Below are 12,330 nucleotides of genomic sequence, written 5' to 3'. Positions count from 1 at the left end.
ATGCTGCTTTACTTTTTATGCCGCGTGGCGATTGCTGCCATTGTCACTGGCGTTGGCCAACAGTTTATCACCGTCATGCCCTGTTATGTTGCGCTCAATGATCGTTCCTGCCGCACCGGCATCAACGCCCACAAGCGTGAAGCCTTCTGTGCGGCCAATACCGTCGTGCTCGATGAGAATTTTCTGCCGTGTGCCAACAAGACTGCGCAAGTGGTTTTCATAAGCCACATCACCCGCAGACCTTAGCCGGGCAGCGCGATCCTTGATAATCCTGCGGTTCATTTGTGGCATGCGCGCGGCGGGTGTTCCCTCACGCGGACTGAATGGAAAAACATGAAGGTTTGTCAGGCCGCATTCGTCGACAATCCGTATCGAATTCTCGAACATTTCATCGGTTTCTGTCGGAAATCCGGCAATAATATCGGCACCGAATACGATATCGGGGCGGATGCTCCGCACAGTCGCACAGAACTCGATTGAGTTTTCGCGTGAATGACGACGCTTCATGCGTTTAAGGATCATGTTGTCGCCGGATTGAAGCGAGAGATGCAGATGCGGCATCAAGCGGCTTTCTGTCGCCAGCGCCTCCATCAAATCCTCATCGGCTTCAATGGAATCAATGGATGACAGGCGCAGGCGCTGCAGGTCCGGCACTTCCCGGAGCACTGTCTTGACCAATTTGCCGAGCCGCAGATTCCCGGGAAGATCCGGTCCGTAGCTGGTCATGTCGACCCCTGTTAGCACCACCTCGTGATACCCATTGCCGACAAGCCGCTTGACCTGCTCCACAACGCCGCCCATCGGCACCGAGCGGGAATTGCCGCGGCCGTAGGGGATGATGCAGAAAGTGCAGCGATGGTCGCAACCATTTTGCACCTGCACGAAAGCCCGCGCACGCCCTTCAATGGCATCAACCATATGCGAAGCGGTCTCGCGCACTTCCATGATGTCGTTGACGCGTACTTTTTCAAACTGGTTGACGCCGAAATCCGGCAGCATGCGATAGGAATTGGACTTGAGTTTTTCCTCATTGCCCAAAACAAGGTCGACCTCGTCCATGGCAGCAAAATCATCTGCACCTGTCTGGGCAGCGCAACCGGTCACAATAATACGGGCTTCGGGATTATCGCGCCGCGCCTTGCGGATTGCCTGCCGCGCCTGCCTCACCGCTTCACTGGTTACAGCGCAGGTGTTGAAAATAATCGCACCATTTTCCAGCGTGCCAAGACCGGCAGCGTCAGCCTCGCGCTTCATCACCTCGGATTCATAGGTATTGAGGCGGCAGCCAAAGGTGACGACATCCACAGCCATCAGGCTGCTCCCTGTGCGTCTTCATCGCGTGCCCAGCTGCCATTTTCAGGATCGAGATTACCTGAAAACTCCCACTCGGCCGGTCCGGTCATCAATACATGATCGTCTTCCAGCCACTCAATGATCAGCGGACCACCGGGAACCGTAACCGTGACAGCTCGCTCCGTCCTGCCGGTGCGTGCAGCAGACACACCTGCAGCGCACGCAGCAGAACCGCATGCGCGGGTAAGTCCTGCACCACGTTCCCAGGTCCGAAGCGTGATCGCATTGCGGCTCGTCACATGTGCGATCGAGATATTAGCCCGTTCCGGAAACATGGGATGGTTTTCGAGCATTGGCCCGAAACGCTCCAGATCATAGGTCCAGACATCCTGATCGACCCAGAAAATCGCGTGGGGATTGCCCATGCTGACGACAGAAGGAGAATGCAGAACCGGCGCGTCTATCGGTCCGATTTGCAGTTCGATCTTTCGCGTGTCGTGGAAAGGTTCGGAAAGCGGTATTTCCTGCCAGCCGAAATGGGGCCTACCCATATCGACGGATATCTGGCCATCGGGATGCTCTTTGGCTGTCAGGATTCCGGCAATTGTCTCGAAGGTAAATTCGCGCTTGCCGGATTGGGCGCTAAGAGCCTGCACGACACAGCGCATACCATTGCCGCAGGTCTGAGCCTGACTGCCATCCGAATTGATGATCTCAACATAGGCGTCAGTGCCATCATTGCGGGGTGAATGGATGGCCATGATCTGATCGAACTTGGTTGCCGGATCGCGATCAAGTGCAATTGCTGCTTCCGGGGTAATTCTGTCCGCACGACCGCGCATGTCGGCAACGATGATTTCGTTACCGAGCCCGTTCATCTTCGCGAAGGGTGCGCGCGTTGTCATGCCGTCAAGTTCCTGCATCGGATTGTTGTCTATCGCGCCTATATGGCGGAAAAGGTGAAGAATTGCCAGTCCCGGCAAGCATTCGCAACGCGTATCATTTGGCGATCATGCTACACGGACGACCAGTTTTCCGAAATTATGTCCCTGAAGCAGCCCCATAAAGGCTTGCGGTGCATTGGCAAGGCCATCAACAATGTCTTCGCGATACTTGACTTCGCCGCTTCGGAGCCATCCTGCCATGGCCTGTGCAAAGGCAGGGCGCTGATCCACGAATTCACGTTGAATAAAGCCACGTATCAGCAGGCTCTTTTTCAGGACATCCCGCATGACATAGGGCAAACGGTCCTTGCCGGATGTGTCGAGGCCATCATATTGCGCGATCAGCCCGCAGACGGGTACCCGCGCATATGTATTGAGCAGCGGAAAGACGGCGTCCCAGACAGCGCCGCCGACATTCTCGAAATAGACGTCAATGCCGTCAGGACAAGCCTGTTTCAACAGTTCAGCAAAATCCGGTGCGCGGTGGTCGATGGCTGCATCGAATCCGAGTTCATTCTTGATGAAAGCGCATTTGTCCTGCCCGCCAGCGATTCCTACGGCCCTGGCTCCTTTTATCCTGGCGATCTGACCAACTGCGGAGCCAACAGGGCCGCTGGCTGCTGCTACGACAACAGTTTCGCCGGGCTTGGGCTGACCGATTGTGAGAAGCCCCGTATAAGCGGTGAAACCCGGCATGCCGAGAACACCGACAGCTGTTGAAAGTGGCGCGATTTCGGGATCGAGCTTGCGCAGACCGTTGCCATCGGACAGTGCATAACTTTGCCAGCCGGAATGCGAGAGCACTATGTCGCCCACGCGATAGGCAGGGTTTCTGCTCTCGATGACTTCTGCAACAGTGCCGCCTTCCATCACAGCATTGATGGCAACCGGCGCCGCATAGGACTTCGCATCATCCATTCGGCCGCGCATATAGGGGTCGAGCGATAGGTAAAGAATTCTGAGCAGTATTTCGCCGTCACCGGCAATCGGGATTTCTGCCTGTTCCACCCGGAAATTATCCGCTTTCACCCGACCTTCCGGGCGTGAGGCCAAAACGATGCGGGTATTTACTAGCTGGGACATGGATGCTCCTTCAAGATCGACATTCAGCCTAACCTAGCCATTCAACCCCGGCAACGCTTGAAGGCTTAGGGTCAGGACTCATTAATCTGGTCGCAATGGTATGAGGCTTTTCGTTTGTCCAGGAGGAGCAAAGGCGAAGGCAATGTGGTTCATTGTCGAGACTTTGCGACAAACTGGACGGGCGAAAAGACCTTATCCTTTGGACGCCGAAACGGCTGCAAGCTGCAGTGTCGAACCGCTTGGCCGGGGGGAAGACCCCGCCCTCCGCGCTTCTCCTCGCATCTTCTTGCCGTTTCAGACGCCATTTCGATCAGATTAATGGGTCCTGACCCTAGTGAGGCTCGTGAGCATCCGCAACACCGCGCAACCAGTAGCCGGAAGCCTTGATCCATTCATCATTGAGGCCGCGTCTTTCAACAAGATGTCCGCGGATTGCTTTGGAAATAGTGCTTTCCCCAGCGACAAATGCGTAACAATCGCCTTCTGGCAGTGTGAGCGTTTCGAGCTTGCGGAGCAGAAGATCGTTGTTGCCCGGCTCCAGACCGTTGCGATGGACCCAGATGATTTCAGCATTCGCCTTCACGTCGAATGTCTGCTCTTCTTCCTTGCCGGCTACTTCGATCACCGCAACGACCTTTGATGAAGCGGGCAATTCTTCCAATCGGCGGCCGATTGCAGGCAGCGCCGTTTCATCGCCCGCCAGCAGATACCAGTCAAAAGCATCAGGAATGATCATCGAGCCGCGCGGGCCACCAATGACAAGTTTTTGCCCAACTGCTGCCTGCGCTGCCCAGCTGGATGCAGGGCCGTCTCCGTGCAGGACAAAATCAACATCGAGGGTATTGGTTGCCGCGTGATAATTGCGAGGCGTGTAATCGCGCATTTCCGGCTTGGGCCTGTCTTCGGGAAAGATAACGCCGTTCGGGCCCAAGGTGGGGACGATCAGATCTTCGCCCAAAGGGGAGAACAATATCTTGATATGGTCACCATAGCCGGGACTGACGAAGCCTTCGAGGTCGTCGCCTGCAAGCGTGACGCGCAGCATGAGCGGCGTCAAATGTCTTACGGCCTGTACTTCCACAACGCGGATACGGATTTCGTGGCGGATTCTTTGAGGAGTTTTATTTATGACTGACATAGTCAGGAAATACGCCGCCGCTTCGCCAAGTTCAATGGGTCTCGGCGTTAAATTTTCGTCATGAGTGGGCAGAACATAATAAGACTTTATTCACCTTGAAATGCTTAAATTGGTTAATGCGGGTTGATCATGACGAAAGGGTTGGTCCGCAAAGGTGTGGCGATATTGCAAGTCTGGTCAGTTTTTGGGGCCGTTTACCAAGGGAAACGCCATTGAAACGGCGGTTTTTTCGGAGTCCGGGTTGAGAATTTCGGCCAGATGCCATTGTATCATGGTTAATCATGCGGGATGGATTTGCATTCCCCGAATCAGATTATGCAGATGGAGAACTGACGTTATGGGAACTTTGAAGGTCAATTTGCTGACCGTTGCCGCTGTTGGCATGGTGTTGGCTGGATGCCAGAGTTCGCGGATGGATCCGATGGACAGTCCTTCGGCACCAGCACCGTTGCAAGCGGCACCTTCCGGCTCAGTCAGCCAGAGTCAGCTGCCGCCCCCCGGTGGCAACCAGTTTCCTACAGCGCCAACGACCAACACGGCTGCTCCGGGCACGCAAGGCAATACGCAAGTCGCTTCATTGCCTCCGGAAAATGCGCCCGATCTTACGGCTGGCAGTGTTGCCGGTGTCTGGAATGCCAATATGGGCGGCCAGAGCTGCAAGATTGCGACACCGCAGACCAAGTTCGGCCAAGGTTATCGTGCTGGCCCGCTCCGTTGCCCGGGTGAACTTGCAACGCTTTCCTCTTGGGCGGTCAGCGGCAAGCAGCTTACCCTGTATGATGCAGCTGGTGGCACAGTAGCGCGGCTTTATTCATCGGGTGCATCGAAGTTTGATGGTCAGACTTCCGGTGGACAGAACCTCACTCTCTCGCGCTGATAATTAACAAGGCGCTGCCTTAAGAGACTGCTTTTCGCATGTCGCATGATAATCTGAAAGTGTTCCCTTCGGTGAGCGAGCGCTACCAGGCGCTCGTTCAAGCCGGGGATCTTGATGCGGATCCCGCACAGCAGCAGCTTGCGTTACGATTTGACCGGCTTATCCGGGATGTCGCGACGAAACGCCTTGCGACAAAATCGAGTGCTCTGGGCTGGCTCTTCAGCCGGAAATCACCACGCAACGAGATCGTGAAGGGTCTCTATGTGTATGGCGAAGTCGGGCGTGGCAAAACCATGCTGATGGACATGTTCCATGAGCTTGTACCGGTCAAACGCAAGCGCCGGGCGCATTTTCTGGATTTCATGGCGGATGTTCACGAGCGTATCAATGCGCATCGTCAGGCGCTCAAGAATGGCGAAACAAAGCAGGACGATCCCATACCGCCTGTCGCTGACGCCCTTGCGGAGCAATCCTGGGTTCTGTGCTTTGACGAGTTCACTGTTACCGATATCGCCGATGCAATGATCTTGTCGCGGTTGTTCCGCGCTCTGTTTGAGCGTGGTGTCGTGCTTGTTGCCACCTCCAATGTTTTGCCAGACAACCTCTATAGAGATGGTCTTAATCGTCAGCTTTTTCTGCCATTTATCGATCTTCTCAAAACCCATGTTGATGTGGTCAATCTGGATGCAAGGACAGATTACCGGCTTGAAAAGCTCAATCGTATGCCGGTCTACCTCTCGCCATTAAATGACGAGAATGCGCGTCTGATGGAGCAGGCGTGGCATGCCGCGACGGATGGAGCCTCTGTCGTGCAGGACAGCGTGACCGTCAAAGGCCGTACCGTGGTCATCCCCAAAGCTGCTCGCCACGTGGCGCGCTTTACCTTCACTGATCTTTGTTCAAAGCCGCTTGGTGCTGCCGATTACACAGCAATCATTCAACGCTACAAGACAATTTTCATTGACGAGGTGCCTGTTCTCGATCACCCGCGGCGCAACGAAGCAAAGCGCTTTATCATTCTGATTGACATTCTTTACCATCACCATGTGCATGTGGTGATCTCAGCCGCGGCTCCACCCGATAAGCTTTATGTCGCTACCCGGGGAACGGAAGCCTTCGAATTTGACCGCACCGCATCGCGTCTGTTCGAGATGCAGAGTGAAGAGTATCTGGAAACGGCAGATGCAAGCCGCGCACCCGGAGTTGCCTAGCTCAGGCGCGATCTTCTTCTTCGTGCCGCTTACGGATCGAACGTACCACGAACCAGATTGAAAGCACGGCCACGGGAACGAACAGGCCTGTCAGCATGTTTGACTCGACCGGGAACCCCAGTTTTTCGAGCGCCTTCGCCAGATAGCCGAAAAGACCAACGACATAATAGGAAATTGCTGCAACCGAAAGGCCTTCAACCGTTTGCTGAAGGCGCAGCTGCAACTTGGCACGTCGATCCATCGATAGAAGCAGCGCACTGTTCTGGCGCTCCAGTGCAACGTCGATCCAACTTCTTAAAAGCGCCGTTGCTCTTGCCAATTTTCGGGAAAGGTTGGCCTGTCGTTCTTCTATTGATTGGCAGGTGCGCATGGCAGGTGCAAGGCGGCGTTCCAGAAAGAAGCCAAGCGTCTCATACCCGGGCACAGCAGTTTCCGCGAGGGTGCGAATGCGTTCCTGCACAATGCCGTAATAGGCTCTGCTTGCACCAAACCGATAAAGTGTTGAGGCTGCATTTGCTTCCAGTCCGGCCGCAAGGCGGGTTATCTCTTCCAACATCGCATCCGCATGTTCACGCGCATTGGATTTCATTTTCAAGGTGACCGCAGTCAGGCCATCTTCAATACGGCGCATCTCGGGAGACAGCGATTGGGCCAGTGGCAGGCCGAGCATGGCGAGCGTGCGATAGGTTTCGATGTCGAGTAACCGCTGCACCAACGCGCCGGTGCCGGCATTTGTCATTCCGCGATCAATCACGAGAATTTGGGTCAACCCGTCACCATTCTGGCGAAAGTCGGTAAGAATAGCCGCTTGCCCGTTCTTCACTTCACTATGACAAAGGCTGGTAGGGTCGAACACGGCGATGGCAGCCTGCGTTTCGGTCGATTCCGACCGTATCTCCAGCCGAATACCGGAAATCAACGTTCCGGGCGGAGAAAAGCCGTCACCAAAGGGATGTACAGGAACCTCACCGCCAAATTGTTTCGGCAAAGGTCCATCCCAGAAATAGGTTGAGAACTCGGTATGCCGCTCCCAGCGCAAGGTTCCTTGACCCCAAGGAATGGCGTGATGGTTGGCATCGCGGGCGGGTGGAGCCATTCCCCTTGCACGCGAAATTTCTGAAAGTACGGCATGGTCAACGCCGGAGCCACCATCCGTCATGAAGGCCAGCTGAAAGATTACACGGGGTGAGGGCACCAAAACATAGGGGCGTGCATGGATTTCGCCGAGCGCTTGCGTCCGGTTGACGGCAGTTGGAAATGCAAATGTCCCCTGCGGCATCGATATCCCCTCGAATGCTGTTTTTCATCGATAGCAAGGCATACGGTAAAAGGAAAACAGCGCTTTGACGCAGCTTCACTTGATCCAGCCTCTTGCACTGCCATTCTATCAAGGTGTTATGTATTGTGGTGTGGCCTTACGCGACAAATATTGGTCGCCAGCGCCAACAAATTACCTTCAATGAAATATCGCTTCCAGCCAATGACTCACGGACGGAGATGATTCCTATTTTGTCGGGGCATTGATGCTCGTTTCCCATTCTCGTCCACCCAAGTCCTTGTATTTCAACTTGGCATTCTCGGATGATAATTTGTGCGTACGATTGGTTAGTAACGCATATGCAGATTGATAGAGTACTATTGATCTATGGTTTGCCAGATCGTATTTCGCCAATGTATCGATATTATCAAATGGTTGCTTGATCAGTTCATTGATCATTTCTGCGTATGCATGAAAGACGCGAAAACTCCTTGGGTCTTTATCCAGCTCTTTCCACAAGCTTTCTTTGAAGTTTGGTTTCTTCGACAGGATCGTTTTCTGCAGCGTGAAGCTCAAATTTTTGAGAGCAATGTGAGCATCTTCGTGTGCATGCCATACCGAATTTTCTTTTATTCCACGTCCCACGAATTCAATTGCTATCTTCTGTGCCTGCGATGCAATTTTTTGATCATTGAGCGCAACAAGCAATGCGCGAGCGGCAGCGTCGCGTTCACGCGCCACAAGCTCTACGTCACGTAAGGCAGCTTTCGCTGTTTCTTTTCTGTAAAAATAAACACTGAGGGGAATTCCGACCACAGCGGCAAGCGCTGATACAAAACCTAAAAGAGTGTCCATGTCGTTCGCACCAAAAATGAATCTGAAAATTGATTATTAAAAAATTTAATCGCGACGGAATTTAAAGTCGTTTGAGGTTCATGTGCAACAAAAATGAATGGGCTCGTTGCGATGAAGTATAGTCGGCCTCAGTCTTCATAGGGCTGACACAATTTAAATGATAAAGAAGTGCGTCAAAAAATAGGAAATGCTAAATCTGATTGACGTTTACGTAAATCCCATCAAATCTAAACGATTGAATTTATTGAGGTGAAAATTTTTGGTTGAGTTATTTTTCAAAGAGGAATATTCGAACCACCCAACGCAGAGGCATATGGCGACAGGTTGCCGATGGCATTCCTGATAATCGTTATTTTTGTCTTTGGCGTAGGTCAAGACTTTTAAGTTCAGGCAAAACTTCAGATCAGGGAAGTATCCAGCATGGCACGTAACAAAATCGCCCTCATCGGCTCAGGTATGATCGGTGGAACGCTTGCACATCTGATCGGGCTCAAAGAGCTCGGCGACATCGTTCTGTTCGACATCGCGGAAGGGACGCCTCAGGGCAAAGGTCTCGACATCGCTCAGTCTTCCCCGGTCGATGATTTCGACGCCAAGCTCACAGGTGCGAATGACTATGCAGCCATCGAAGGCGCAGATGTTGTTATCGTTACCGCCGGTGTTCCCCGCAAGCCGGGCATGAGCCGCGACGATCTGCTCGGTATCAACCTCAAGGTCATGGAACAGGTCGGCGCGGGCATCAAGAAATATGCCCCCGGCGCTTTCGTGATCTGCATCACCAATCCGCTCGATGCGATGGTATGGGCACTGCAGAAGTTCTCAGGCCTGCCGAAGAACATGGTTGTCGGCATGGCTGGCATTCTCGACAGCGCCCGCTTCCGTTATTTCCTTGCAGATGAGTTCAAGGTTTCCGTTGAGGACGTCACTGCATTCGTTCTTGGCGGGCATGGCGACTCGATGGTGCCATTGGCGCGTTACTCGACAGTTGCCGGTATCCCGCTGCCGGATCTGGTGAAGATGGGCTGGACCAGCCAGGAAAAACTTGACCAGATCATTCAGCGTACCCGTGATGGCGGTGCGGAAATCGTCGGCCTGCTCAAGACCGGTTCCGCATTCTACGCGCCTGCTTCGTCAGCCGTGCAGATGGCTGAAGCCTTCCTGAAGGACAAGAAGCGCGTTCTTCCGGTTGCTGCGCATCTTTCGGGCCAGTACGGCGTTAAGGACATGTATGTGGGCGTGCCGGTCATTATCGGCGCCGGTGGTGTTGAACGCATCATCGAGATCGATCTGAACAAGACAGAAGAGAAGCAATTTGAAGCTTCGGTGGCTTCGGTTGCCGGACTTTGCGAAGCTTGCATCAATATCGCGCCGAACCTCAAGTAATTCGGCTCACGAAACAATTCTGAAACGATCCTGGGCTACGGCTCAGGATTATTCGTAGAGGAAATACCATATGAACATTCATGAATATCAGGCCAAGCGTCTGCTGCACACTTTCGGTGCACCGATCGCCAACGGCGTTGCCGTTTACTCCGTCGAACAGGCGGAAGAATGGGCGAAGACGCTGCCCGGTCCGCTTTATGTGGTGAAGAGCCAGATTCATGCTGGCGGGCGCGGCAAGGGCAAGTTCAAGGAACTCGGTCCGGATGCCAAAGGCGGTGTACGCCTTTCAAGGTCCGTCGAGGAAGTTGTTGCCAATGCCAAGGAAATGCTCGGCAACACCCTCGTCACCAAGCAGACCGGCCCGGCAGGCAAGCAGGTCAACCGCCTCTACATCGAAGATGGCGCTGATATTGACCGCGAACTTTATCTGTCGATTCTGGTTGATCGCGCTGTTGGCCGTCCTGCATTCGTGGTTTCCACTGAAGGCGGCATGGACATTGAAGCCGTTGCCCATGATACGCCAGAAAAGATCATTACTGTTGCCATCGATCCTGAAAAGGGCGTGACGGCAGATGATATCGCCAAGATCAGCGATGCCTATGGCCTGACCGGCGAAGCGCGCGCTGATGGCGAGAAGCTTTTCCCGATCCTTTACAAGGCCTTCACCGAGAAGGACATGAGCCTACTCGAAGTGAACCCGCTGATCGTAATGAAAGATGGCCGTCTGCGCGTTCTCGATGCCAAGGTTTCGTTCGATGGCAATGCTCTGTTCCGTCATGCGGATGTGGTCGAGCTGCGCGACACCACTGAAGAAGACGAGAAGGAAATCGAGGCATCCAAGTACGACCTCGCTTATGTTGCTCTCGATGGCAATATTGGCTGCATGGTCAATGGTGCCGGTCTTGCCATGGCAACCATGGACATCATCAAGCTCTATGGTGCGGAGCCAGCAAACTTCCTCGACGTTGGCGGTGGCGCCAGCAAGGAGAAGGTAACAGCAGCATTCAAGATCATCACTGCCGATCCGGCGGTTAAGGGCATCCTGATCAATATCTTCGGCGGCATCATGAAATGCGACATCATCGCTGAAGGCGTGATCGCTGCGGTCAAGGAAGTTGGTCTCAAGGTTCCGCTGGTCGTACGTCTTGAAGGTACCAATGCTGAACTCGGCAAGAAGATCATCAATGAAAGTGGTCTGAATGTCGTCTCCGCCGACGATCTGGATGATGCGGCGCAGAAAATCGTCAAGGCTGTGAAGGGAAACTAAGGCATGTCTATTCTTGTTAACAAAGACACCAAGGTTCTCGTTCAGGGCCTGACCGGCAAGACCGGCACATTCCACACCGAACAGGCTTTGGCCTATTACGGTACGCAGATGGTTGGTGGTATTCACCCGAAGAAGGGTGGCGAGACCTGGGAAGGCAATCTGCCGACCGGTTCAAGTGCACAATTGCCGATTTTTGCTTCCGTAGCTGAAGGCAAGGATCGTACCGGGGCAAACGCTTCCGTGATCTATGTTCCGCCAGCAGGCGCTGCAGAAGCAATTCTGGAAGCCATTGAGGCCGAAATTCCTTTGATCATCTGCATCACGGAAGGCATTCCGGTCATGGATATGGTTCGCGTCAAGGCCCGCCTTGACCGCTCCGCATCGCGCCTGATTGGACCAAACTGCCCGGGCGTCCTGACACCTGAAGAATGCAAGATCGGCATCATGCCGGGCAATATCTTCAAGAAGGGTTCCGTGGGTGTTGTATCGCGCTCCGGCACGCTTACTTATGAAGCAGTGTTCCAGACAACGAATGAAGGCCTTGGCCAGACGACAGCTGTCGGCATCGGCGGTGACCCTGTGAAGGGTACCGAGTTCATCGACGTTTTGGAAATGTTCCTTGCGGACGAAGAAACCAAGTCGATCATCATGATCGGTGAAATTGGCGGTTCGGCAGAGGAAGATGCGGCGCAATTCATCGCTGATGAAGCAAAGCGCGGCCGCAAGAAGCCAATGGCCGGTTTCATTGCCGGACGCACAGCTCCTCCCGGACGCACGATGGGTCATGCCGGTGCGGTCATTTCCGGCGGCAAGGGCGGCGCTGAAGACAAGATTGCAGCCATGGAAGCAGCGGGCATCCGCGTTTCGCCATCGCCTGCGCAGCTTGGCAAGACATTGGTCGAAGTCCTCAAGGGATAAGACCTTGAAAGAGGCGAACTTTCGCCTTTATCAGAGCTAAGAAGGATTAGGGCGGCTTCCGCCCTGATCAATCCGCGGGGCCAAAGTGGCCTCACCCAGGGCG

General features: G+C 54.0%; 11 protein-coding genes. 5 read left to right on the top strand and 6 right to left on the bottom strand.

Going from position 1 to position 12,330, the window contains the following annotated elements; translation table 11 throughout:
* Window positions 1-15: 15 nt before the first annotated feature.
* From mtaB to PMI41_RS17940, 4 genes are all read right to left on the bottom strand, one after another.
* A complete protein-coding gene (mtaB, locus tag PMI41_RS17955) occupies window positions 16-1,311 on the bottom strand; it encodes a tRNA (N(6)-L-threonylcarbamoyladenosine(37)-C(2))-methylthiotransferase MtaB (RefSeq protein WP_008127215.1) in 1,296 nt (431 codons plus the stop codon).
* Window positions 1,311-2,198, bottom strand: a complete 888-nt coding sequence (gene dapF / locus PMI41_RS17950; protein ID WP_008127214.1) for a diaminopimelate epimerase — start codon at window positions 2,196-2,198, stop codon at window positions 1,311-1,313. The genes mtaB and dapF overlap by 1 nt, the downstream gene beginning before the upstream one ends.
* Before the next feature lie 105 nt (window positions 2,199-2,303).
* Entirely contained in the window at window positions 2,304-3,320 is a 1,017-nt protein-coding gene (locus tag PMI41_RS17945; RefSeq protein WP_008127213.1) for an NADP-dependent oxidoreductase, read from the bottom strand.
* 331 nt (window positions 3,321-3,651) lie between these two features.
* Window positions 3,652-4,458, bottom strand: coding sequence for a siderophore-interacting protein (locus PMI41_RS17940; protein ID WP_008127211.1), 807 nt, complete (start codon window positions 4,456-4,458; stop codon window positions 3,652-3,654).
* A gap of 337 nt (window positions 4,459-4,795) precedes the next feature.
* Between PMI41_RS17940 and PMI41_RS17935 the strand changes: the two genes are divergently transcribed.
* Both PMI41_RS17935 and zapE read left to right on the top strand, forming a co-directional pair.
* Complete coding sequence (locus PMI41_RS17935; protein WP_008127209.1) at window positions 4,796-5,335, top strand: protease inhibitor Inh/omp19 family protein; 540 nt, start codon at window positions 4,796-4,798, stop codon at window positions 5,333-5,335.
* A gap of 38 nt (window positions 5,336-5,373) precedes the next feature.
* Window positions 5,374-6,546, top strand: coding sequence for a cell division protein ZapE (gene zapE / locus PMI41_RS17930; RefSeq protein ID WP_008127208.1), 1,173 nt, complete (start codon window positions 5,374-5,376; stop codon window positions 6,544-6,546).
* 1 nt (window position 6,547) lies between these two features.
* Here zapE and PMI41_RS17925 read toward each other — a convergent pair whose 3' ends face one another.
* Together PMI41_RS17925 and PMI41_RS17920 are read right to left on the bottom strand one after the other, a co-directional pair.
* A complete protein-coding gene (locus PMI41_RS17925; protein WP_008127207.1) occupies window positions 6,548-7,825 on the bottom strand; it encodes a DUF3422 family protein in 1,278 nt (425 codons plus the stop codon).
* Window positions 7,826-8,050: 225 nt separating this feature from the next.
* Window positions 8,051-8,659, bottom strand: a complete 609-nt coding sequence (locus PMI41_RS17920; RefSeq protein ID WP_008127206.1) for a hypothetical protein — start codon at window positions 8,657-8,659, stop codon at window positions 8,051-8,053.
* Window positions 8,660-9,079: 420 nt separating this feature from the next.
* On the opposite strand from PMI41_RS17920, the gene mdh reads away from it, so the two are divergent.
* From mdh to sucD, 3 genes are all read left to right on the top strand, one after another.
* The gene (gene mdh, locus PMI41_RS17915; protein ID WP_008127205.1) at window positions 9,080-10,042 is read left to right on the top strand and encodes a malate dehydrogenase; all 963 of its coding nucleotides are present in this window, start codon (window positions 9,080-9,082) and stop codon (window positions 10,040-10,042) included.
* Window positions 10,043-10,112: 70 nt separating this feature from the next.
* On the top strand, window positions 10,113-11,309 hold the full coding sequence (sucC, locus tag PMI41_RS17910; RefSeq protein WP_008127204.1) for an ADP-forming succinate--CoA ligase subunit beta: 1,197 nt from the start codon (window positions 10,113-10,115) through the stop codon (window positions 11,307-11,309).
* A gap of 3 nt (window positions 11,310-11,312) precedes the next feature.
* The gene (gene sucD / locus PMI41_RS17905; RefSeq protein ID WP_008127203.1) at window positions 11,313-12,227 is read left to right on the top strand and encodes a succinate--CoA ligase subunit alpha; all 915 of its coding nucleotides are present in this window, start codon (window positions 11,313-11,315) and stop codon (window positions 12,225-12,227) included.
* The last annotated feature ends 103 nt before the right edge of the window (window positions 12,228-12,330 follow it).

The organism is Phyllobacterium sp. YR531, from assembly GCF_000282595.1.
In the GTDB taxonomy this organism is placed as follows: Bacteria; Pseudomonadota; Alphaproteobacteria; order Rhizobiales; family Rhizobiaceae; genus Phyllobacterium.
Note: the sequence above shows the minus strand (reverse complement) of the source record. Positions and strands in the feature narration are given on the sequence as shown.

Coding starts and splice junctions, on each gene's coding strand:
- PMI41_RS17925 (WP_008127207.1), bottom strand. CDS start 7,825: ATGCCGCAGGGGACATTTGCATTTCCAACTGCCGTCAACCGGACGCAA.
- zapE (WP_008127208.1), top strand. CDS start 5,374: ATGTCGCATGATAATCTGAAAGTGTTCCCTTCGGTGAGCGAGCGCTAC.
- sucC (WP_008127204.1), top strand. CDS start 10,113: ATGAACATTCATGAATATCAGGCCAAGCGTCTGCTGCACACTTTCGGT.
- PMI41_RS17935 (WP_008127209.1), top strand. CDS start 4,796: ATGGGAACTTTGAAGGTCAATTTGCTGACCGTTGCCGCTGTTGGCATG.
- PMI41_RS17945 (WP_008127213.1), bottom strand. CDS start 3,320: ATGTCCCAGCTAGTAAATACCCGCATCGTTTTGGCCTCACGCCCGGAA.
- mtaB (WP_008127215.1), bottom strand. CDS start 1,311: ATGGCTGTGGATGTCGTCACCTTTGGCTGCCGCCTCAATACCTATGAA.
- PMI41_RS17940 (WP_008127211.1), bottom strand. CDS start 4,458: ATGTCAGTCATAAATAAAACTCCTCAAAGAATCCGCCACGAAATCCGT.
- PMI41_RS17920 (WP_008127206.1), bottom strand. CDS start 8,659: ATGGACACTCTTTTAGGTTTTGTATCAGCGCTTGCCGCTGTGGTCGGA.
- dapF (WP_008127214.1), bottom strand. CDS start 2,198: ATGACAACGCGCGCACCCTTCGCGAAGATGAACGGGCTCGGTAACGAA.
- mdh (WP_008127205.1), top strand. CDS start 9,080: ATGGCACGTAACAAAATCGCCCTCATCGGCTCAGGTATGATCGGTGGA.
- sucD (WP_008127203.1), top strand. CDS start 11,313: ATGTCTATTCTTGTTAACAAAGACACCAAGGTTCTCGTTCAGGGCCTG.